General features: G+C 72.4%; 9 protein-coding genes and 1 pseudogene. 9 read left to right on the plus strand and 1 reads right to left on the minus strand.

All coding sequences use genetic code 11. The annotated features are described in order from the left end of the window. Positions 1–19: 19 nt before the first annotated feature. Positions 20–364 carry a hypothetical protein gene (locus INQ48_15555; GenBank protein ID QRF60534.1) on the minus strand — a complete coding sequence of 115 codons (345 nt, stop codon included), beginning with the start codon at positions 362–364 and terminating at the stop codon, positions 20–22. A gap of 218 nt (positions 365–582) precedes the next feature. On the opposite strand from INQ48_15555, the gene INQ48_15560 reads away from it, so the two are divergent. The 9 genes and pseudogenes from INQ48_15560 (at position 583) to INQ48_15600 (ending at position 23,514) form a co-directional block, all read left to right on the plus strand. Continuing rightward, a complete protein-coding gene (locus INQ48_15560; GenBank protein ID QRF60535.1) occupies positions 583–1,317 on the plus strand; it encodes a secretin and TonB N-terminal domain-containing protein in 735 nt (244 codons plus the stop codon). Positions 1,318–1,327: 10 nt separating this feature from the next. Then, positions 1,328–1,888, plus strand: a complete 561-nt coding sequence (locus INQ48_15565; protein QRF60536.1) for an RNA polymerase sigma factor — start codon at positions 1,328–1,330, stop codon at positions 1,886–1,888. Positions 1,889–1,934: 46 nt separating this feature from the next. Next, positions 1,935–2,899 (plus strand): annotated as a pseudogene (locus INQ48_15570) (FecR domain-containing protein). A 147-nt stretch (positions 2,900–3,046) separates the two neighbouring features. Further along, positions 3,047–16,624, plus strand: a complete 13,578-nt coding sequence (locus tag INQ48_15575; GenBank protein QRF60537.1) for a filamentous hemagglutinin family protein — start codon at positions 3,047–3,049, stop codon at positions 16,622–16,624. A gap of 244 nt (positions 16,625–16,868) precedes the next feature. Beyond that, positions 16,869–18,539 carry a ShlB/FhaC/HecB family hemolysin secretion/activation protein gene (locus INQ48_15580; GenBank protein ID QRF60538.1) on the plus strand — a complete coding sequence of 557 codons (1,671 nt, stop codon included), beginning with the start codon at positions 16,869–16,871 and terminating at the stop codon, positions 18,537–18,539. 78 nt (positions 18,540–18,617) lie between these two features. Further along, positions 18,618–20,495, plus strand: a complete 1,878-nt coding sequence (locus tag INQ48_15585; protein QRF60539.1) for a DUF2341 domain-containing protein — start codon at positions 18,618–18,620, stop codon at positions 20,493–20,495. A gap of 10 nt (positions 20,496–20,505) precedes the next feature. After that, positions 20,506–20,916, plus strand: a complete 411-nt coding sequence (locus tag INQ48_15590; protein QRF60540.1) for a biopolymer transporter ExbD — start codon at positions 20,506–20,508, stop codon at positions 20,914–20,916. Between the two features lie 88 nt (positions 20,917–21,004). Further along, entirely contained in the window at positions 21,005–21,673 is a 669-nt protein-coding gene (locus INQ48_15595; protein QRF60748.1) for an energy transducer TonB, read from the plus strand. Between the two features lie 50 nt (positions 21,674–21,723). After that, positions 21,724–23,514, plus strand: coding sequence for a putative porin (locus INQ48_15600; GenBank protein ID QRF60541.1), 1,791 nt, complete (start codon positions 21,724–21,726; stop codon positions 23,512–23,514). The last annotated feature ends 5 nt before the right edge of the window (positions 23,515–23,519 follow it).

The following is a 23,519-nucleotide window of genomic DNA, read 5'->3' on the forward strand; positions in this document are numbered from 1 at the left end:
AGCCTGCAGCGCACCGCCGTCAACGCCCCCGCATCAACGGCGACACCGGCGCCACCGTCGGCGGCCGCTGCGGATACACCGAGGTGCCGAAGGTATTGCCCATGCGGGTGCCGGTGGCTGCGCGGTTGAACAGGCCGAGCTGGTTCGAGGGCCGGTTGGCGATCGCTTCCGAGGCCAGCTGCGGCGTGCCGTCGGCGTCGCGCGGCGCCGACGCGGGCGGGCGCATCTTCTGCGTCAGGCAGTCGTAGGAAGGCGCGCGTTCGCCGTTCACCGTGACCTCGACGCACGGATTGGCCGGCGCGGCTTCCTGCGCCATGGCACCTGAGCCGACCAGCATCGCGATCCAGAAGCAGGCTGCGCGCATCGAGGTCTCCGCTTTCCCGAGAAGATGAACCCGCCAGCCTAGACCGCCCACAAGTCGCCGCGATGTCGCGAACCCGGGTGCGCGGTGCCTGTCATGGGTCGGTCATGTCAGCCGAATAGCCTCAGGCCGCGAACATCGATCCAGGCCGCGAGGCGGACGGCCGCGCCCATCGCCCACTTTCTCCCCGCAGCACCTTTCCTGCCTTCTTCCTCCGCCTCATGACACGTGCTTCCGCCTCGGGCCGTGCCCTGTCGCTGTCCTGGTGCCTCGTCGTGCTGCTGATGATGGGCGCGCGCTTCGCGCACGCGCAACTGCCCGGTCCGCGCGAAGCGGCCGGCGCGCTGAATTTCGACCTTCGGGCGCAGCCGCTGCAGGACGCGCTGGCCGAGTTCGCGCGCATCACCGGCCATTCGGTGCTGGTCAGCAGCAGCCTGACCGCGGGCCGCGACGCTGCGTCGGTGCAAGGGCGCCTCGCGCCGCGCGAGGCGCTGCGGCAGCTGCTCACGGGCTCGGGCCTGGTGGCGCGCTATGTCGGCGAACAGTCGTTCACGCTGGTGCCCGAGTTCGAGGCGGAGGCGAACGCGCCGGCCGCCCCGCGCGACGAGGCCCCCGTCGGCAGCGACCAAGCCGCCGCCGAGCTGCGCGCCTATGCGGCCCCGCTGCAATCCTCGATCACGCGCGTGCTGTGCATCGCGCAGCCCGATGCCTTCGGCCGCTACCGCCTCGGCGTGCAGTTGTGGATCGGCGCCGACGGCGCGGTGCGCGACATCCGGGTGCTCGAGGGCAGCGGCCAGCGGGAGCGCGACGCGCGCGTGTTGCGCAGCCTGCGCGATCTGGTGGTGGATGCACCGCCGCCGACGCTGCGGCAGCCGATCACGATCCTGCTGACGCCGCGCACCGACCCGGCGCGCGATTGCCGGCCCCATCGGCGCGATGGAGCCCGCGCGGGCTGAGGGAGCGCCGATGCCCGACCGCTTCAAGGCCGCGCTGCGGACGCTGTTCCTCGCGCGCTACGCCCAGTTCCGCAAGCACCTGCACATGCGGCTGGGCTCGGAGGACCTGGCCAACGACGCGCTGCAGGAAACCTTCCTGCGGGTGGAGAACAGCACCGTGCGCAGCGAGGTGCGCTATCCCTCGGCCTACCTGTTCCGCATCGCGCTCAACGTGGCCGAGGACCAGCGCAAGAGCAACGCGCGCCTGCTGAGCGTGGGCGAGGTCGAGGCGCTCTACGACATGGCCGACGAGATGGCCGACCCGGCGCGCGGCGCCGAGGCGCGCGACCAGCTCGCGGCGCTCGAGCGCGCGCTGGCCGAGCTGCCGCGCCGGCGCAAGGCGATCGTGCTGGCCGCGCGCGTGGACGAGATGCCGCACAAGGACATCGCCACGCGCTACGGCGTGTCGGTGCGCACGGTCGAGAAGGAATTGCGCGCCGGTCTCGAGCATTGCTGCGAGCGATTGGGCCGGGATTTCATCCAGCGCTTCGGTCCTGGCGCGGGAAAACAGTCGAAGCAAGATGAAGGCTGACAACGATGAAGCCGCGCCCTTCGACGAACCTGGAGATCCCGACGCGATGAAGACCCTGCAACGCGAAGCCCAGGCCTGGGCGGTGCGGCTGGCCTCGGGCCAGGCCGACGAGGACGACGCGCGCGCCTTCAAGGCCTGGTGCGCGCGCAGCCGCGCGCATGCGCAGGCCTTCGCGCAGGCGCGCGAGGTCTGGCGCGCGATGGCGCCGGCCGGGCTGCAGCTGCGCCGGCAGGAAGAGCGCGCCGTGCGCCACCGGCTGCGTCGTCGCCGGGCCGCCGCGCCTGGCTCGGCGGCGCGGTGGCGGCCTCGGTCGCCTACCTCGCGGTGTCGCCGCCGCTCGGGCTCTGGTCGCCGGTGACCGACTGGAACGCCGACTACAGCACCGCCACCGGCGAGCAGCGCGAGGTGCGCGTGGCCAACGGCGTGGTGCTGCAACTCAACACGCGCACGCGCGTGAACCTGCGCCGCGCGGCGGGCGATGGCGGCGGGGGCGACAGCGTCGAACTGGTGGCTGGCGAGGCCGAGTTCGACAACGAGGCCCCGGCAGGCGCGCGCTTCATGGTCACGGCCGCGGGCGGCACGGTGTCGGCGCAGCGCGCGCGCTTCAACCTGCGCAACCTCGACGGCGAGGTCTGCGTGACCTGCCTGTCGGGCCAGGTCGAGGTGGCGCGCGGCACGCAGCGCGTGCGGCTCGAAGAAGGGCGCCAACTGCGCTGGAGCGCGGCCGGCCTGGGCGCGGTCGCGGCGGTCGACACCGGCGCGGTCAGCGCCTGGCGCCGGCGCCAGCTGGTGTTCGACCGGGTGCCGCTTTCGGAGGTGGTGGCCGAGGTCAACCGCTACCGCCATGGCCGGCTGCTGATCACCAACGCGGCGCTGGGGCGCACCAGGGTGCAGGCCAGCTTCTCGATCGACCGGCTCGACGACGTGGCCTTCCTGGTGCGCGACGTCTATGGCGCCGAGCTCACGCAGCTGCCGGGCGGCATCGTGCTGCTGGGCCTGGCGAGCGCCTGAGCGCCGCGGGTGGCGCGCCGGGTTCGTGAAGTTTTCGTGACATGGTGCAGTCGCGTCGCGGCTTCGCTGTCATAGCTCGGTAGACCACGAGGCCGCGGGCCTCGCGGCATCGATCGAGCAACGCAACACGAACCCATGGAAGTCCGCATGCAACGCAGCAGCACGGTGACCCGGCGCCACGAGAGCAGCCCCTTTTCCTTCACGCCCCAGACCCGGCTGCGGCCGCTGGTGCATGCCATCGCGCTGATGCTGGCCGCGGGTGCCACGATGCCCGCCGCGCAGGCGCAGCGCGCCTTCAGCGCCGGCTGGATGGCGCAGAAGAACATGGCGCAGAGCACCGCGCAGGCCACCGGCCGGCTGCCCAACGGCATGCCGGCCTCGGCGCTGGTGAGCCCGCAGGCGCAGCAGCAGCGCGCGGGCGAGCAGCTGCAGCGCTCGATCGGCAACCTGAACCTCGCGGCGCGCGGCATCGCGGCGCAACAGGCCGCGCAGGAAGCGGCGCGGCGCGCGGCCATCGCCAGCGGCCAGGGCGTGCCCGACGGCCTGGCCGAGGGCGGGCTGCGCGTGGACACGGCCAGCCTCACGGCCGGCTGGGCCAATGCCAACGCGCCGGTGGAAACGCGCAGCGACGGCCAGACGCAGGTGACCGTCGCGCAGACCGCGCCGCAGGCGATCCTCAACTGGGAGACCTTCAACGTCGGGCGCAACACCACGCTGAAGTTCGAGCAGCAGCCGAGCTGGGCCGTGCTCAACCGGGTCAACGATCCGCAGGCGCGGCCCTCGCAGATCCAGGGCCGGATCCAGGCCGACGGCACGGTGATGGTGGTCAACCGCAACGGCATCGTGTTCAGCGGGAGCAGCCAGGTCGACACGCGCAACCTGGTGGCCTCGGCCGTCGGCATGAGCGATGCGCAGTTCAGGAAGGGGATCTACAGCGAGGCCCAGGGCACGAAGTTCATCCCGAGCCTGGCCAACGACCTGCAGACCACGGCCAACAGCTTCAGCCATGGCGCGGCCACGGGCGACGTGGTGGTCGAGGCCGGTGCGCGCATCGCGACGCGCCGCCCCGAGACGGTGACCGAGGCCGGCGGCTACGTGCTGCTGGCCGGCCGCGAGGCGCACAACCACGGCCGGATCAGCACGCCCAACGGCCAGGTCATACTGGCCGCGGGCGATGCCTTCGTGATCCGCAAGGGCCTGGGCACCGACGAGAACCAGGCCTCGACCACGCGCGGCAACACCGTCGTGCCGCTGCGCCTCGAGGGCAGCGGCGCCGGGCTGGTGCGCAACACCGGTCTGCTGCAGGCGGAGCAGGGCGACATCACGCTCACCGGCCGCGACGTGCGCCAGCAGGGCGTGGCGGTGTCGACCACCTCGGTGCATACGCGCGGCACGGTGCACCTGCTCAACGACACGGCCGATGCCGCGGGCAAGGTGACGCTGGAGGCCGGCAGCGTGACCGTGATCCTGCTCGACGAGAGCGCGACCACCGCGCTCGACGTGCAGCGCAACGCGATGATCAAGGACTCGGACAAGGCCGGCGACAGCGTCGCGCACCGGCGCGACCAGTCGCTGGTGCGCATCGCCAGCGGCGGCGAGGTCGAGTTCCTCGGCGACTCGCTCACGCTGGCCACCGGCGGCCAGGTGCTGGTCGACGCCGCCAAGCGCAGCAGCGTGCGCGAAGGCGCGCGCATCGACGTGGCGGGCGCGGTCGGCGTGCGCGTGGCGATGGAGGCCAACAACGTCGAGATCAACGTGCAGGGCAACGAGCAGCGCGACGCGCCGCGCAACCGCGACGGCCGCGCGCTGTTCAACAACAACATCTGGCTCGACCGCCGCTACCTGGTGCGCGTGCCCGCGGGCACCAACGGCTACGAGACCGACCGCTGGTACACGGCAGGCGGCCTGCTCGAGGTCGGCGGCTATCTTGGCATCGCGGGCCATGGCATCGGCGAATGGTCGGCGCAGGGCGGCACGGTGCAGTTCGGCGGCGGCGAGCTGCGCACCGACAAGGGCTCGAGCATCAACCTCGCGGGCGGCACGCTCGACGTGCAGACCGGCAAGATCCGCCAGACCTGGCTCAAGGGTTCGGACGGCCGGCTCTACGAAGCCTCGCGCGCGCCCGGCGACCTGCTCTACACCGGCCTCTACAAGGGCTTCGAATCGGAGCACAAGCGCTGGGGCGTGACCGACTCGTTCTACAACCCGCTGATCGGCGCCAGGGAGCGGCTGGAGAACGGCTACACGGTGGGCCGCGACGCGGGCCGGCTGGTGGTGGCCACGGCCAAGGCTCAGCTCGAGGGCGACATCGACACCAGCGCCTTCCAGGGCCAGGGCCAGACGCAGGCGCGCGACAAGTCCTTCGACGGCTACCGCCAGGCGCAGACCGCGGTGGCGCTGCGCGGACAGCTCATCGTCGGCAAGCAGACGCCGGTCTACGACAAGGCGACCGAGGCGCTGCGCTCCATGGAGGACGCGGTGGCGCAGCGCATCGCCATCGGCGGCGCGGTGGAGGAGGGGCAGGACATCCACCTCGACGCCGGCTGGCTCGACGCGCTCGAGCTCGGCGCGCTGCGCGTGCATGCCAAGGATGCGATCGCGGTGCGCGAGGCGGTGCGCGTGGCGCCGGGCGGCGACATCGCGCTGCATGCCACGCAGGTGCAGGTCGATGCGGGACTCGAAGCGCGCGGCGGCGGCATTGCGCTGGGCAACGTGTTCCAGAAGTGGAGCGCCAGCCTCGGCTGGTTCGACAGCCTCGCGGCGCCGCTCAAGCCCGAGCTGGCCGCCCACGTGACGATCGCCGAAGGCGTGCTGCTCGACGCGCGCGGCCTGTGGACCAACCTCGCGCTCGACCGCGCGGGCACGGCGGGCGTGCCCTTCGTCGCGGGCGGCAACATCCGCGTGCAGTCCAGCGGCGACGTGGTGGTGTCGCAGGGCGCGGTGCTCGACACCTCGGCCGGCGCCATCTACCGCGCCGACCACAGCGTGCAGGGCGGCCGCGGCGGCGACATCGCGCTGGCGGCCAATGCCTATCCGGGCGTCGGCACAGGCACGTCGGTCGGCGAACTGGTGCTCGGCGGCGCGCTGCGCAGCCAGGGCATGAAGGGCGGCGGCACGCTGCGGCTGCAGTCGGGCGGCGCGGTGGTGGTCGGCGGCGAGATCGCGGGCGGCCGCGGCGTGCTGGCCGCGGGCGAGGCCGCGCCGATCGACCTGATCGCGAGCGAGGGCTTCGTGGTGCAGGCCGGCGCCACCTTGCCGACCGATTTCCACTACACGCGCACGCGCGCTCAGCCCGGCGAGGTGCTGGGCGCGGCGCCGCTGGTGGACCGGACGCGGCCCGAGACCCACCTCACGCTGGCCGCGAGCTGGACCCTGCCCAAGCCCGTGGGCAGCAACGACTTCTACAGCCTGCAGACCGCGAGCGGCCAGTCCTATTCGGTCTACGCCTGGAGCCAGGCGCCGACGCTGCCCGCGGGCACGGTCATCGTCAGCCTCACGGGCCAGTTCGGCGGCTTCCCGAACGGCTACGTGGTGCCGGCCGAGGTGTTCCCGCAGGGCATGGGCATCCAGCCGAGCCCGGGCGTGATCAAGGCCGGCACGACGGCGCCGCGCGACCTCGAATTCACGGCCGGCACGCGCATCGCCGCGGGCGGACGCTTCGACCGCGACGTGGCGGTCGGCCGCGTGCTGCACATCGATGGCGAGCAACTGCGCGCGGGCTTCTCGCGCTACGAACTGATCGGCCACCAGGGCCTGGCGGTCGCGCCGGGTGCCGCGTTGCGCGTGGAGATGCCGGTGCTGCGCGCCGACACCACCGCCGCGCGCGGCCTGCCCACGGGCGCCGACACCGCCGGCGTGCTCCAGAGCTGGCTGCCGCCCGAATACACCGAGAACGCGGCCAAGGGCCTGCTGACGCAGCGCCAGGGCGCCGACCTGCAGCTCACGGCCGGCTGGGGCTACGGCTCGCTGGCGCCGCTGGACGTGGGCCGCGACGCACGGGTGCGGGTCGATGCCGGCCGCGCCATCACGCTCACCGGCAACGGGCAGATCACCGTCGACGGCACGCTGCGCACGGCGGGCGGACGCATCGAGGTGACGAACTTCGGCTATGGGCTCGATGGCGCCTCGTCGAAGGGCCACGACCGCTCGATCTGGCTCGACGACCATGCGGTGCTCGACGTGTCGGGCGAGGCCCGCATCGCGACCGACCTGCGCGGCCGGCGCTACGGCCTGGTCGGCGACGGCGGCAGCATCCAGATCGGCGGGCGCTACAACGCCAATGCCACCAGCACGGTGGGCGCCGACAACTTCATCGTGGTGCGCCCCGGCGCGCGCCTCGAGGCCTCGGGCACCCGCGCGACGCTGGACCTGCCGCAGGCCGGCGCCACGACCGTCGCTTCCGACGGCGGCCTGATCCACCTGAGCAGCTTCAACGGCCTGTTCCTCGACGGCACGCTGCGCGCCGCTGCGGGCGGCGCGGGCGCGGCCGGCGGCACGCTGGGCCTGACCCTGGAGGCGCCGGCCTATCCCGAGGCCAACCTGCCCGACGCGCGCGTGCGTTCGCTGCGCGAGATCAAGCTGGGTGCGCTGCAGGGTCCCGACTCGCTGCGCGCCGACCTGCGCCCGGGCCAGGCCGATGCCGCGCTCGCCTACGGCCATGCGCGCATCGGCGTCGACCGCATCGAGGCCGGCGGCTTCGACAGCCTCTCGCTGCTGGTCAACGGCGTGATCGCCTTCGAGGACGGCGTGAACCTGCGGCTCGGCCAGGGCCTGCGCATGACCGCGGGCAGCTTCAGCCTCGCGCAAGGCTCGGGCGACGGCTCGCAGGTGCTGCTGGCGGCGCCCTACGTGCGCCTGGGTGGCAATACCGGCCTGGGCCGCGACAAGCACATCCTGCCGATCCCGGTGAACACGCGCGTGCCGCGGCTGGCCGCGGGCTCGGACCTGCGCATCGAGTCCTCGGTGCTCGACGTGATCGAGACCGTGGCCTTCGGCACCGCGGGCCCCCAGCCCGAACTCCAGGGCAACGTGCAGGTCGAGCGCGACGGCTTCGAGCGCCTCGAACTGCGCAGCCAGGGCGACCTGCGCCTGCTGGCCTCGCTGGTGCGCGACCGCACCTCGCTCGAGACCGCGGGCGACCTCGTGCTCGCGGCCAGCCAGATCTATCCGGCCACCGGCGCGCGCGCCGAGATCCGCGCCGGCAAGAGGGGGCAGGTCGACACCTGGGGCAACTACCAGAACCTCTACGACCCGGCGCGCAGCCTGCGCGTGGAGCGCATCGGCGAGGGCGAGCCCGCCGTGCCGTACTCGGCCTTCGGCAGCCTGCAGCTGATGTCGGCCAACATCGACCAGGGCGGCGTGCTGCGCGCGCCGCTGGGCAGCGTGGTGCTGGGGCGTCCCGAGGGGCAGGCCGATGACGTCGCCTCCACCGTGCGGCTGCGCGCGGGCAGCATCACCTCGACCAGCGGCGCCGGCCTGGCCATGCCCTACGGCGGCACCAAGGACGGCCTGACCTACGTCCACAACGGCACCGACGCCGGCTACGTGGGCCTCGGCGGCTCGGGCATGGCCTTCGGCGGCGTCACGCTGCTCGGCGAGCGCATCGACGTGCAGGGCGGGGCGCTGATCGACCTGTCGGGCGGCGGCACGCTCACCGGCGCGGCCTTCCTCACCGGCCGCGGCGGCTCCACCGACGCGCGGCTCAACCCGCTGGTGCAAAGCGGCACCGGCCGCGCGGCCTTCGTGCTGCCGGGCCTCGCGACCAACCCGGTCTACGCCGTCGTGCCGGGCGCGCAGCCGGGCGCGGCGCCGATCTCGGCCGAGAAGGGCGCGGGCGACCCGATGGTCGGGCGCCAGATCACCATCGGCGCGGGCGTGCCGGGCCTGCCGCCGGGCACCTACACGCTGATGCCCTCGACCTATGCACTGCTGCCGGGAGCCTTCCGCGTCGAGCTCAACGGCCTCGCGAGCGGCCAGGCGGCCTTCGGCAGCACGCAGGCGATGCGCAACGGCTCCTACAGCACCGCGGGCCGGGTCGGCGTCGCCCACACCGGCATCCTCGACACGCTGACCACGCAGCTCGTGCTGACGCCGGCCGACCTGCTGCGCACCTATTCCCAGTACAACGAGACCAGCTATGCCCAGTTCGGCCTCGACTGGGCCGCGCGCGACGGCGTGCCGCGCCCGCGCCTGGAACGCGACGCGGGCCGGCTGACGCTGACCCCGGGCATCAAGCCGCTGGAGGATCGCGGCATCCGCATCGCCGAGGGCACGGTGCGGCACGCGGCCGCGCCGGGCGGCTTCGGCAGCGAGCTGGTGGTGAACGGCGCCACGCGCATGTTCGAGATCGTGGCCGCGGGCAAGGCGCCCACTGCTGGCTTCGACGGCGTCACGCTCGACGCCGGCATGCTCAACGGCATCGGCGCGGGCACCATGTCGATCGGCGGCGCGCCGGGCTCGCAGTTCGAGACCGGCCGCAACACCCAGCGGTCCTACCTCGCGAACTTCGGCACGGCCTACCAGGCCGCCAGCGGCATCGTGCTGCGCGAAGGCGCCGTGCTGTCGGCGCCGCAGGTGTTCCTGGTCGCGGGCCAGCGCGAAGGCGGCATCGTGCTCGAGCAGGGCGCGGGCATCGACACCCTGCGCCGCGGCCCGGTCTCCTGGGACTCGAAGGCCGGCTACGTCTTCAAGCCGGGCGATGTCGCGGTGCTCGCGGTCTCCAACGGCTGGCTCGACGTGCTGGCTCCGAGCCTGAGCACCGACACCCGCTACGGCCAGGGGCCGATCCGCATCGGCGTGTGCGGCGGCAGCGTGCGCTGCGGCGGCACCACCACCCTCTATGCCGAGGGCACGATCACGGCCGCGACCGACCGCGCCTTCGAGCTCGGCGACTCGGTGCGCTACGGCGCGCGCAACCTGGTGCTGGCCGTGGGCGGCATCAACGTCGGCAGCGCCGAGGCGCTGGAGCGCGCCCGCGCGGGCGGTGCGCTGCCCTTGGGCATGACGCTCAACCAGCAGGTGCTCGACCGCCTGCTGCGCGGCGACACCAGCACCGGCGCGCCCGCGCTCGAGAACCTGGTGCTGACCGCGCGCGATTCGGTCAACTTCTACGAATCGGTGCGGCTGTCGACGCTGTCCTCGGCCAACGGCCAGCCCTCGCTGGCGCAACTGGTGCTGACCACGCCGGCCATCTACGGCCATGGCGGCGCGGACGACGTGGCGCGCATCGAGACCGACACCCTGGTGTGGAACGGCACGGCCTCGCCGGCCGGCGGCGTGATGAGCGGCGGCGCGGGCACCGGCAGCGGCCGGCTCGAGGTCGACGCGCGCGAGATCGTGTTCGGCTACGCGGCCCAGGCCCAGCCCAAGTCGGTGATCTCGCACGACCGCCTGACGCTGGGCTTCGGCACGGTGGCGCTGAACGCCAGCGAGCGCATCACGGCTAACCACCGGGGCAGCCTCGGCGTCTATCAGTCGCAGGGCGCGTGGAACGAAGCCACCAAGGCCTTCGACCGCAGCGGCGGCGAGCTGCTGATCGCCACCCCGCTGATGACCGGCAAGGCCGGCTCGGTCAACGCCATTCGGGCGGGCGGCCGCATCGCGGTGACCACGCCCGAAGGCGCGGTGCTGCCTGCGGTGGACGCGGTGGCACCCGAGGCGCTGGGCGCCGAGCTGCGCCTCGACGCGGGCGGCCAGTTGAGCTTCGACACCGCGGTGCGGCTGCCCAGCGGCAAGCTGAGCCTGGTCGCGCAGGGCGACCTGCTGCTGGGCGCGCGTTCGACGCTCGACCTCGCGGGCCGGCGCGTCGATTTCTTCGACGTCAGCAAGTACGCCTGGGGCGGCGACCTCGTGCTCGAGAGCCGCGCCGGCCACATCGCGCAGGCGGCGGGCGCGCGCATCGACCTGTCGGCCCGCAACAACCGCGCGGGCCGCCTCGATGCGGTGGCGCTCGATGCCGGCGCGGGCACGATCGACCTGCGCGGCGCCATCGCGGCCGACGGCAGCGGCTCTTACGACGCGGGCGGCACGCTGGTGCCCTACGCGGCGGGCGACATCGAGCTGCGCGCGCAGTCCATCGCCGACTTCCGCGGCCTCAACGCGCGGCTCAACGAAGGCGGTGCCTTCGGCGTGCGCAGCTTCCAGCTCAAGCGCGGCGACCTGGTGGTCGGCGACGAGCTCAAGGCGCGCGAGATCAACCTCTCGGTCGACGGCGGCCGGCTCACGGTCGAGGGCCGCGTCGACGCCAGCGGCGAGCAGGCCGGCAGCATCCGGCTGGCCGCGCGCGACGGCGTTGCGCTCGCGGGCACGGCGGTGCTCGATGCCAGCGCCAGCGTGCTGCGGCGCGACAGCTACGGCCAGGCCATCGACGCGCCGAACCGCGCGGTCATCGAGCTCGATGCCGGCAGCGGCACGCTCTCGATCGCCAGCGGCGCGCGCATGGACCTGCGCGTGGCCGGCGCCGCGAAGGACTACGGCACGGTGGCGCTCAACGCACCGCGCCGCGGCGCCGACGACGTGGCCATCGAGGCCGCGGGCAGCATCGCGATCCAGGGCGCGAAGTCGGTCGCGGTCAACGCCTTCGTCACCGACAAGAGCGCGGCAAAGGGCACGGACGCGAGCGTCGACGGCCGTACCTACCAGGTCATCGACCAAGCCTACCTCGACCGCCTGCACGGCCAGAGCGAGGCCTTCATCGAGGCCGCGCTGCGCAACGGCGCGCTGATCGACGGCCGCCTCGCGGGCCTGCGCGCGCAGGGCGAGCGCTTCCACCTGCGCCCCGGCGTGCAGATCGTGACCGATACGGCGATCAACCCCGATGGCGACCTGCACGTGGACGGCGACATCGACCTCTCGGGCCACCGCTACGCGAGCCTGAACCCGCGCACGCCAAAGACCCTGGCCTACGGCTCGGGCGAACCGGGCGCGCTGGTGATCCGCGCGCCGGGCAACCTCGAGGTCTTCGGCAGCATCAACGACGGCTTCGACGGCTCGCGCCTGGTGCGCGGCGCCACGCCCGACGACAAGGGCTGGGTCCTGCCGAGCGGCCGGATTCCCTTCGGCGGCGACCTCGTGATCCCGCACGGCGGCCTGGTCACGCTCGACACCGGCACCGGCTTCGAGCAGGGCCGCACGCTGAACTTCGACCTGCCGGCCGCGGCCGTCACGCTGCCTTCGGGCACGCTGCTGCCGGGTGCGATGGTGCTCGACCAGCCGCTGACCGTGCCTGCGGGCCTGGTGCTCGGCGCGGACGTGCGCGACGCCGCGGGCCGGCTGCTGCATGCAGCCGGCTCGGTGCTCGGCGAGCCCGTGACGCTGCCGGCCGGCACGCGCCTGGCCGCGGGCTTCCGCCTGCCGGCCGAGGTGCGCATGGCCGCGGGTATCTGGCCCGCGGGCGTGGCGCTGCCGGTGGGCATGTCGCTGTCGCGCCCGCTCGCGCTGGCCAAGGGCGCGGTGGTGCCCTCGGAAACCCAGGTCAAGCTGCCGGGCGGCGTCGAGATGATCAACCTGCGGCCCGCCGATGCCGACGGCAACCAGGGCCGCACCTGGGCGCTGGCGCCGATGCTGCCCGCGGGCTCGCTGTCGTGGGACCTGCGCCTCGTGGCCGGGGCCGACCTCGGCGCCGCCGACACCCGCCTCGCGCAGCCGCACGCCACCGGACGGCTGCAGCTGGCCGACACCCACTTCGGCCTCGGCTCGAAGGTCAGCGACGTGCCGGGCACGGGCTCGCCGGCGACCTACTTCTGGGGGCCGGACGCCGGCGCGAAGCTGGTGATCGATTTCTTCGGCGAGTACGTGCTGAGCTTCCAGATCGTTCCGGGCACGCCCATGACGCCCGAGCAGGTCGACGAGCTGCGCATGTGGGGCATGGTCGTCAACGACCCCGCCGAAATGAACGACTACGGCTACGGCGAATACGCCACCGTCGACAAGCCGGCCGTGCCGCCGGACCGCGTCGCGGCCTACCACCCGGCGCGCGAGCAGATCTTCAGCGTGCTGCGCACCGGCACCGGCGACCTCGACCTGGTCTCGGGCGGCGACATCACGCTGCGCTCGCCCTACGGCGTCTACACGGCCGGCACCGCCACCGCGCCCGGCGTGGGCGGCGCGGCCGACCGGCGCTACGACCAGCAGCGCGGCCTGCTCAAGGACGGCTCGATCCTGTTCCCCATCGAAGGCAAGCCCTACGAACACCTGGTCGACGGCGGCGCGCGCAGCCTCTACGCGGCCTGGTATCCGGAGCAGGGCGGCAACCTGCTGCTGCGCGCCGGCGGCGACCTGCGCGGCGACCTGGTCGGCAGCGGCGGCTCGCTGCGCGTGGGCTTCGAGCTCGCCGAGATGCGCGGCCAGATCGGCTCGACCGCCACCGGCACCTGGCTCTGGCGCCAGGGCAGCGGCAGCGTCGCGACCGGCGCCGACGCGCTGCCCGCGGCCTGGTGGATCAACTTCGGCACCTACGTGGCGGGCTCCAACGGCGAGTACTACCCGTACCCGAACAACAGCTTCTACAACGACCCCTACCTCGTGGGCTTCACCGGCTTCGGCACGCTGGGCGGCGGCAACCTGGTGGTGGAAGCCGGGCGCGACGCCGGCATGATCGGCCCGCGCGGCGAGGTCTATTTCAACGACGGCGCGATGCAGGGCTACACCAGCCGGGTGCCGCGCAGCGAAGGCCTGCACCTGGCGGTGGCCAGCACCGGCCGCATGACGCCCGCCGGCGAGCTCGTGCTCACGGGCGGCGGCGACCTCGACCTGCGCATCGGCGGCAGCCTCAATCCAAACGCGGCGCTGCGCAGGAACGAGCACGACCTCAACAGCACGCTGGTCAACCTGCGCGGCGCGCTGCGCGTGCAGGCCGGCGCCATCGGCGGCCTCGACGTGGGCGCGGGCACGCGCGACCAGCTCGACTCGCGCGGCGGCGATCCCTACAGCACGGGCCGCGCCGGCGCCAGCGGCGGGCCGGTGCTGGTGCTCGGCGACTCGACCGCGCGGCTGGACACGCGCGGCGACCTGGTGCTCGGCGGCGTGGCCGACGCGGGCCGCACCCGGCTGCTCAACGCCACGCCGTTCGGCTACCAGGGCCAGGCCTACACCGGCCAGGGCTTCAGCTGGTTCTCGCTGTGGACGCCCGCCACCGGCGTGGACCTGTTCAGCGCCGGCGGCAACCTCACGCCGACCACCGCCTGGGGCGAGGGCGCCGTGAACGAGGACGTGGTGAAGGCGCGCCGCGACAACAACCTCGGCGCGACCTACCAGGGCCATTTCTACCCGTCGATCCTGCGCGCGGTCGCGGCCAGCGGCAGCCTCTACTACGGCGTGGGCACCGCGGGCCTGGTGGCCAACAACGGCGCGGCCTTCACGCGCACCGAGTTCGGCCTCACGCTCTCGCCGGCACCGCAGGGCGCGCAGTACGCCAACGTCACCGGCAAGGGCGTGCTCGAGCTGCTGGCGCGCGACTCGATCCAGGCCAGCGGCTATGCGATCACCGCGTCGACCGCCGACCCGGCGGCGCTCACCAGCCCGTTCCGCCCGGGCTTCATGGGACTGATCGCCTACACCGGCGGCGGCCCCTACGGTCTGAGTCCGGTGGTGGTGCACAACCTGCATCCGTCGGTGACGAACGACCAGACCGACTGGCTCATCGGCTTCAGCGGCCGCTACACGAACGCGCCGCTGTTCACCTTCGCGAGCCAGGCCACCTCGGCCTATGCCGCGGCGGGCCAGGAGGCGGCGCGCTACTACGCGGTGGAAGGCGACATCGTCGGCCTGCGCTTCGGCCAGGCCGCCAGCCTCGGCTACCTGGGCCGCGACGGCACGCGCTACGACGGCTCGATCCCGGTGGCGGTGCGCGCGGGGCGCGACATCACCGACTCGGGCACGCGCCTGGGCCAGAAGGACACCATCGGCACCGGCCGCGGCAACCTGATCTCGCACGGCCTGGCCGACGACATCTCGGTGGTCGAGGCCGGCCGCGACATCCGCCACAGCAGCTTCTACGTCACCGGCCCGGGCCTGCTCGAGGTGACGGCCGGGCGCAACCTCTACTTCGCCGACCGCGGCGAGGTGAAGACGCTGGGCGCCGTGGTCGACGTGAAGCCCGGCGACCGCAGCAGCGGCGCCAGCGTGGCGGTGTCGGCCGGCATGGGCGCGGGCGCCGACTGGCAGGCCTTCGCGAAGCGCTACCTCGATCCGGCCAACCTGGCCGATCCGGGCCAGCCGCTGGCCGACCAGCCAGGCAAGGCGGTGGCGCTCTACCACGGCGCGCTGTCGCTCGCGCAATGGCTGCAGCGCGAGTTCGGCTACGAAGGCGGCGAGGCCGGCGCCGACGCCTTCCTGGGGCGCAAGCAGGTGGAGCTCGACCGCGCGCGCCAGCAGGCGCTGTCGCGCGGCGACAGCGCGCCCAACCGTTCGCTGGCGCGCGAGTACAGGCTCGAGAGCCGGCTGCATCTGGTCAACTGGCTCACGGATCGCTTCGGCAAGGCCAACCGCCTCGGCCTGCACTTCGACGCCGCCACCATGGACGCGCGCGCCTTCTTCGCCGCGCTGCCGGCCGAGCAGCAACGCGCCTTCCTGCGCAACGTCTACTACGCCGAGCTCAAGGCCTCGGGCCGCGAGTACAACGAGGAGGGCGGCAAGCGCCGCGGCAGCTACCTGCGCGGCCGCGAGGCCATCGCGACCCTGCTGCCCGACACCGACGCCGAAGGCCGCCCGCGCAGCTACGAGGGCGACCTCACGCTGTTCAGCAGCGCGCTCTACATCGACGGCTACGTGGTCAGCAACGGCGTCGGCAAGGACCGTCCGACGCCGGGCAAGACCTACATCAGCAAGGCCGAGTGGGAGGCGCTGGGCAGCCCGGGCTACGACGTGAACTTCTACGACGTGCTCGACGCCGGCATCCACACCCAGTTCGGCGGCGACGTGCACGTGATGACGCCGGGCGGGCGCACGCTGGTGGGCGTGGACGGCGGCTTCGTGCCCGGTCCGGGCTCGGGCGTGATGACGCAGGGGGAGGGCGACATCAACATCTACGCCCACGGCAGCATCCTGATGGGCCAGAGCCGCGTGTTCACCACCTTCGGCGGCAACATCCTGGGCTGGTCGGCCGGGGGCGACATCAATGCCGGGCGCGGCGCCAAGACCACGGTGGTCTACACCCCGCAGCGGCGCGTCTACGACGGCGTGGGCAACGTCACGCTGTCGCCCAACGCGCCGACCACCGGCGCGGGCATCGCCACGCTGAACCCGATCGCCGAGATCCCGCCGGGCGACATCGACCTGATCGCGCCGCTGGGCACCATCGACGCGGGCGAGGCCGGCATCCGCGTGTCGGGCAACGTGAACCTCGCGGCGCTGCACGTGGTGAACGCCGAGAACATCCAGGTGCAGGGCAAGTCCACCGGCATCCCGGTGGTGGCGGCGGTCAACGTGGGCGCGCTTTCGAACGCCAGCGCGGCGGCCGCGCAGGCCGGCATCGCGGCGCAGGACTCGCTGCAGCGCGAACGCGCCGAGGCGAGGAAGGCCTTGCCCTCGGTGTTCACCGTGCGCGTGCTGGGCTTCGGCAACGAGGCGCCCGAAGGCGCGCCGGCCGGCGGCGGCGCGCGCGAACGCGGCACCACCGGCGCCGCCTACGACCCCCAGGGCGTGGTGCAGGTGCTCGGCGCCGGCGCGCTGACCACCGCGCAGATGCAGTCGCTGACGCCGGGCGAGCGCCGCAACCTGAAGCCATAGCACGAAGGACCGCGCGGCTCGCGCTGCGTCATCACAGCAAGGGCCTCCCGCGTGGAGGCCCTTCTTCTTGGGCGCGTCGAAAGCCGCATGCAGGACCCGTCCGACTTTTCTTGATGAAGTTTTCGTGACAAACGACAGTCGCCGCGCTTCCCGGGCGTCTAGGAAACGTACGCAGCGGCGACATGAAGGCTCTCCACCATGGGCCGCTGCCGAGCGAGCTTCATCCTTGAGAACCGAGCTGGACATGCATGACTTGAAGAAGAACGCCCCACCGATGTGCTGGAGAGCGGTGTGGCTGGCAGTGCTGGCGCTGAGTGCGCACGGCGTCGCGTCGGCGCAGGCCGCCGCACCCGCCGACACCCGGGCCCTGAACCAGAACCCGCCCCCCGCGGCCGCGGCCGTCGCCGCGCCGGCCGCACCCGAACGAAAGGTCGACGTCACCGAATACATCGTGCGCGGCAACACCGCGCTGGACGCCCGCGCGATCGAGAAGGCGGTCACGCCCTTCCTCGGTCCCGAGCGCACGCTCAAGGACATCGAGGGCGCGCGCGACGCGCTGCTCGCCGCCTACCAGGCCGCCGGCTACCAGTCGGTCTACGTGGACCTGCCCGAACAGCAGGTCGCGCAGGGCGTGGTGTTCCTGCAGGTCAGCGAGACCCGCGTGGGCCGCGTGCGCGTGGTCGGCGCCGAGTACAACTCGCCGCTGGACGTGCGCGACCAGGTGCCCGCGCTGCGGGAGGGCACGGTGCCCGACTTCAACAAGGCCCAGTCGCAGCTCGCCGCGCTCAACCGCGGCCCGAAGCGGCAGGTGATGCCGCTGGTGCGCCAGGGCGCGATGCCCGGCACCATGGACGTGGACCTCAAGGTCGAGGACCAGAGCCCGTGGCGCGCCAGCGTCGGCCTCAACAACGACTACAGCGCCGACACGCGCAAGCTGCGCGCCTCGGCCTCGATCGGCCACGACAACCTGTGGCAGCTCGGGCACAGCGCCTCGATCAGCTTCTTCGGCGCGCCGCAGGACCTGAAGCAGACGCAGGTGGTGTCGGCCTCGTACCTGGCGCCGCTGCCGAACAGCAACTGGGCGCTCGAGGGCTCGGCCTTCTGGTCCGACAGCAACGTGGCCACCGTGGGCGGCACCGACGTGCTCGGCAAGGGCCACTCGCTCGGCCTCAAGGCCACCTACACGGTGCCCAACGCCGGCAACTGGTGGCACTCGTTCAGCGCCGGCTTCGACCTCAAGAACAACCGCGAGGCGCTCACGCTCAAGAACAGCAGCGACGAGGTGCCGCTCAAGTACGCGCCGATCACGCTGTCGTACTCGGGCCTGCGCCAGGCCGAGAAGAGCCAGTACGGCGTGGGCGTGTCGCTGGTGATCGGCACGCGCAGCTTCTTCAGCTACGGCAGCGACCAGCTGCAGTTCGACTACAAGCGCTACAAGTCCTCGCCGAGCTTCATGGTGCTGAAGACCGACCTCAACGGCACCTACACCTTCGACGGTGGCTCGCAGTTGGCCTTCCGCTTCAACGGCCAGTTGACCGACTCGCCGCTGGTGTCGAGCGAGCAGATCGCCGGCGGCGGCATGAACTCGGTGCGCGGCTATCTCTCGGCCGAGGCCACCGGCGACTACGGCGTGGTCGGCTCGATCGAATGGCGCACGCCGCCGCTGACCTGGCTCAACCCCTGGGTCGAGGGCTGGCGCGCCTATGCCTTCTTCGACGGCGCGCGCCTGCGCCTGAAGAACCCGCTGCCCGAACAGGCCGACCGCTTCGCGCTCGCCTCGGTGGGCCTGGGCACCACCTTCAAGGTCGGCCCGTACTTCTCGGGCCGCATCGATGTCGGCCGACCGCTGAAGGACGGCCCGCGCACGAAGAAGGGCGACACGCAGGTCAATTTCAGCATCAACGCCAGCTACTGATCACCGAACCCGAATCAGAACGCGGCAACGCCCCTTTCAAGAATTTTTTTTCCACGAGCTTTCCGGAGAACCCCTGTCATGCGACGCTTTCTTTTCCTCGCGCTCACGCTGTTGAGCACGCTCCTGCCGGGCCTGGCCCATGCATGGTGGCAGCCCGAATGGGCCTATCGCAAGCCGATCACCGTGGACGGCGGCCCGCAGGCCGGCGCCATCGGCAGCGACGCCGGCCGCGTGCCGGTGCTGGTTCGCCTGCACACGGGCAACTTCAAGTTCGAAGGCGTGAGCGAGACCGGTGCCGACCTGCGCTTCGTGGCCGGTGACGACAAGACCGTGCTCAACCACCAGATCGAGCAGTTCGATCCGCTGCTGGGCATCGCGCTGGTCTGGGTCGACGTGCCCAACGTCTCGGCCGGCACGCCGCAGAAGCTCTGGATGTACTACGGCAACCCCAAGGCCCCGGCCTCGGGCAACGGCCAGCGCAGCTTCGATCCCGACTACACGCTGGTCTACCACTTCGCCGAAGGCGCGGTGCCGCCGCGCGACACGACCGCCTACGGCAACAACGGCCAGACCCCGACCGTGCCGGCCGAAGGCACGGTGATCGGCAAGGGCGCGCAGTTCGCCGGCGCGCCGCTGATGCTGCCCGCCACGCCTTCGCTGGCACTGGCCGCCGGTTCCAGCTTCACCTTCTCCGCCTGGGTGCGGCCCGACCAGCTCGGCGCGCGCCAGGTGATCTATGCGCGCCGCGACGGCACGGGCGAACTGCTGGTCGGCATCGACCAGGGCGTGCCCTTCGTGCAGGTCAACGGCCAGCGCAGCACCCCGGCGCAGCCGGTGCAGGCCGGCCAGTGGTCGCACATCGCGGTCAAGGCCGAGGGCGACAGCGTCGCGCTGTACGTCGGTGGCCGCCCCGCGGTGTCGCTGGCCGCGCGCCTGCCGGCGCTGAACACGGCCGCCGCGCTGGGCGCCGACGTGGCCGCCGCCGCGGCCGCACCGGCCGCCGGCCAGGCCGCGCCCGCCGCCTGGGCGCCGTTCACCGGCGCGATCGACGAAGTGCGCCTGTCGAAGGTCGCTCGCGGCGATGCGCTGCTGCTGGCCGACGCCGTCTCGCAAGGCGCCGAATCGCGCCTCACGGCCTTCGGTGCCGACGAGCAGCAGGCCGGCAAGAGCCACTTCGGCTTCATCCTGGCCGCGATGCCGCTGGACGCCTGGATCGTCGTCGGCCTGCTGGGCCTGATGATGGTGCTGTCGTGGGCCATCATGATCGGCAAGGGCCGCAGCTACGGCGCCACCTCGCGCGCCAATGCCCGCTTCATCGAGCACTTCCGCGAAGCCGCCGGCGCGCCGCTGGACCGCCTCGCGATCAGCAACACCGTGTCGCAGCAAGTCCGCGACGACTCCTCGCTGTGGCGCCTGTACCAGGTGGCGATCGAGGAGATGCGCCGCCGCCACGACCGCGGCTACGACCTGAGCGCCGTGTCGAGCGCGACCATCGGCGCCATCCGCGCCGCCATGGACGGCGTGATGGTGCGCGAGACCGAACGCATGTCCAAGCGCATGAACTGGCTGTCGACCACCATCGAGGGCGCGCCCTACGTGGGCCTGTTCGGCACCGTGATCGGGATCATGCTGGTGTTCGTGGTGGCGGCGATGGCCGGTGCCGTGGACATCAACTCGGTGGCACCCGGCATGGCGGCCGCGCTGCTGTGTACCGCCGCCGGCCTGGGCGTCGCGATCCCCGCGCTGTTCGGCTACAACTGGCTGGCCTCGCGCTCGGACGCCATCGGCGCCGACATGGCGGTGTTCGTCGACGAGTTCGTGACGCGCCTGGCCGAAGAGCAGGGCGAGGGCAGGTCGCTGCCGGCCGCCGTGGCGGCCCAGGGCGGCGCGCGCCGCACGGCCGACGACAACGCGGCACGCGGCGGCTGGACCTCGCCGGCACAAGTCCCGGCCTGAGGCGACGCACATGCCCAACGCAGCCAAGTTCGCCGTGCGCAAGCGCACCGGCGGCATCAACATCACGCCGTTCGTGGACGTGCTGCTGGTCGTGCTGGTGATCTTCATCCTCACCAGCAACGCCAGCATTCCGGGCATCAAGGTCGACCTGCCGAAGGCCAGTTCCTCGGTGGCGCTGGAGAAGCCCAAGACCAAGGCCATCACGATCGACAACGCGGGCAACGTGTTCCTCGACGCCTACCCGGTGTCGCTGCCGGAGCTCGAGGAGCGCCTGCGCACCGAGAAGGCCCTGTCGCCCGACTTCCCCGTCATCGTGCGCGGCGATTCGAGCGTGCAGTACGCCAAGGTGGTCGACGTGCTGGACCTGCTGCGCCGCATCGAGCTGAACCAGATCGGCCTCGTGACCGGCAAGCAGAAGTGAGGACCGGCGCGTGAAACCTCGCGATCCGACTTTCGCCTTCGTGGGCCGCGCCGCGGCCGGCGGCGGCGCGCCCGCCGACGCGCACGCGCTGTGGCGCCGTTGGGGCGGCTGGGCCATCGGCACGGTGCTGCTGGCGCTGCTGGCGGCGCTCGTGTGGTATCTGCTGGCCGACACCGCGAGCCAGAAGCGCGTGGTGGCCGACGCTCCCACGCTGATGCTGCCGCCGCCTCCGCCCCCGCCGCCCGAACCCGAGAAGCTGCCCGAGCCCGAGCCGGAAAAGATCAAGCCGGTGACCGAGCCCGAGCCCAAGCCGATCGAGCCGCTGGAGCCGCCGAAGGACGACACGCCGCCCAGTCCCACCAAGGACCTCGGCGACCCCGTGACCATGGACAGCGCCGCGCAGGCGGGCAGCGATGCCTTCGGCATCCAGGCCGGCAGCGGCGGCGGCATGAGCGGCACCGGTGCCGGCGGCGGCCTGGGCAGCGGCTCGTTCTCGCGCTATGCCGCGAGCGTGCTGCAGCAGGCGCTGCTGCGCGACCCGCGCACCCGCAACCTGGGCTTCGACGACATCCAGATCGACATCTGGCTCGACGCCGAGGGCCGGACCACGCGGGCGCAGCTGGTGCGCGGCACCGGCACCACCGACATCGACGAAGCGGTGCTGGCGATGGTGCGCGGCCTCGAGCGCTTCGACGAGAAGCCACCGGCCTCGCTGCGCTTTCCGATGCGCGTGTCCATGAAGGGGCGCCGGCAGTGACGCACGCCGAAGCCCCGCCCATCCCCCCATTCAATCCTGTGAACGAAGCGATGAACCCCTCCAAACATTCCCCCGCCCGACGCCTCGCGCCGGCCCTGCGCCAGGGCGCGCTGGCCGCCGCGGTGGCCGCGGCCTTCGCGCTGGCCGCGGGCGGCGCCACCGCCCAGCCGGCCCCGGCCGGCGAGACCGCCATGGTCAAGCTGATCCGCGGCCTGATCCAGAGCGGCACGCTCGCCAAGGACGTGGGCGAGGCGCTGCTGGCGCAGGCCCAGGCCGAAGCCATGGCCTCGCAGCAGGCCCAGCAGCGGCTGGCCGCCGTGTCGGCCGGTGCCGTGGCCGGCGCCAGCGCCGGTGGCCTGCGGCTCGAGCCGGGCGACGTGCGCGTGCCCTACATCTCGCAGACCGTGCGCGACCAGATCCGCGACGAGGTCAAGGCCCAGGTCATGGCGCAGGCCAAGGACGAAGGCTGGGCCGCGCCCAACGAAACGCCCGAGTGGAGCAAGCGCATCCGCTTCGAAGGCGACGTGCGCGTGCGCAACGAGTCGCGCAGCTATGCGGGCAACAACAGCAACATCGAGATCAACTGGCCCGAGCTCAACAAGGGCAGCGGCTACGACGTCAACCCCAACACCAACCTCGCGCTGCCCTCGCTGCTCAACACGCGCCAGGACCGGCGCAACCTGTTCCGCGCGCGGGCCCGCGTGGGCATCCTCGCGGACCTCAGCGAGAACACCAAGGCCGGCGTGCGCCTGGCCTCGGGCAGCGACGAGAGCCCGGTGTCGACCACCCAGACCCTGGGTGGCGGCCTGAGCAAGAAGAGCGTGTGGCTCGACCAGATGTGGATCTCGCACAAGCCGGTCGACTGGCTCACCGTCACGGGCGGCCGCTTCGGCAACCCCTTCATGTCGACCGACACGCTGTTCTCGAGCGACCTCAACTTCGACGGCATCGCGTTCCAGTTCGACAAGGCGCTGGCGAGCAACAAGGACCTGTCGCTGTTCGGCACGCTGGGCCTGATCCCGCTCGAGTACTCCTCGGACAACGCGCCCAGCCGCAGCCAGGACAAGGCCAGGAGCGAGAACAAGTGGCTGTTCGGCGCGCAGGTCGGCGCCGACTGGAAGATCGACGACGACAACCGCCTGCGCGGCGCGCTCGCGTACTACAACTTCCGCAACATCAGCGGCAAGGTCTCCGAGCCCTGCGCGCTGTACGCGGGCGCCGACGGCTGCAGCACCGACTGGTCGCGTCCGGCCTTCATGCAGAAGGGCAACACGCTCATGCTGCTGCGCGACATCTCGCTCGACCCGCTCAACCCGGCCGGCACGCCGCAGCCGCAGTACGTGGGCCTGGCCTCGAAGTTCCGCCTGGTCGACCTGAACATGCGCTGGGACACCCAGGTCGCGGGCAACAACCTGCGGCTGGACGCCAACTTCATCCGCAACACCGCCTACGACGCCAACGACATCTGGCGCCGCGCGGGCATCCGCGGCGCCATCGTCAACAACTTCGGCAACGGCGGTGGTACCGGCCAGGCCGACTACAAGAGCGGCGGCAACGCCTTCATGCTGCAGGCCACCTACGGCCGCCCGGCGCCGGCCGCGCGCGGCGACTGGAACGTGCTCGCGGGCTACAAGCGCATCGAACCCGATGCGCTGCCCGATGGCTACAACGACTCGACCTTCCATGGCGGCGGCACCAATGCGCGCGGCTACTTCCTCGGCGGTTCGTACGCGTTCGACAAGAACCTCTGGTTCACCGGCCGCTGGATCTCGACCAAGGAGGTCTATGGTCCGCCGCTGTCGATCGACACGCTGCAGCTCGAACTCAATGCGCGCTTCTGAGGACG

This window comes from Variovorax paradoxus (assembly GCA_016806145.1).
Taxonomy (GTDB): domain Bacteria; phylum Pseudomonadota; class Gammaproteobacteria; order Burkholderiales; family Burkholderiaceae_C; genus Variovorax.

Bases quoted from the DNA above. Each gene is read 5' to 3' on its own strand.
- INQ48_15555 (QRF60534.1), bottom strand. From the start codon at position 364: ATGCGCGCAGCCTGCTTCTGGATCGCGATGCTGGTCGGCTCAGGTGCC.
- INQ48_15560 (QRF60535.1), top strand. From the start codon at position 583: ATGACACGTGCTTCCGCCTCGGGCCGTGCCCTGTCGCTGTCCTGGTGC.
- INQ48_15565 (QRF60536.1), top strand. From the start codon at position 1,328: ATGCCCGACCGCTTCAAGGCCGCGCTGCGGACGCTGTTCCTCGCGCGC.
- INQ48_15575 (QRF60537.1), top strand. From the start codon at position 3,047: ATGCAACGCAGCAGCACGGTGACCCGGCGCCACGAGAGCAGCCCCTTT.
- INQ48_15580 (QRF60538.1), top strand. From the start codon at position 16,869: ATGCATGACTTGAAGAAGAACGCCCCACCGATGTGCTGGAGAGCGGTG.
- INQ48_15585 (QRF60539.1), top strand. From the start codon at position 18,618: ATGCGACGCTTTCTTTTCCTCGCGCTCACGCTGTTGAGCACGCTCCTG.
- INQ48_15590 (QRF60540.1), top strand. From the start codon at position 20,506: ATGCCCAACGCAGCCAAGTTCGCCGTGCGCAAGCGCACCGGCGGCATC.
- INQ48_15600 (QRF60541.1), top strand. From the start codon at position 21,724: ATGAACCCCTCCAAACATTCCCCCGCCCGACGCCTCGCGCCGGCCCTG.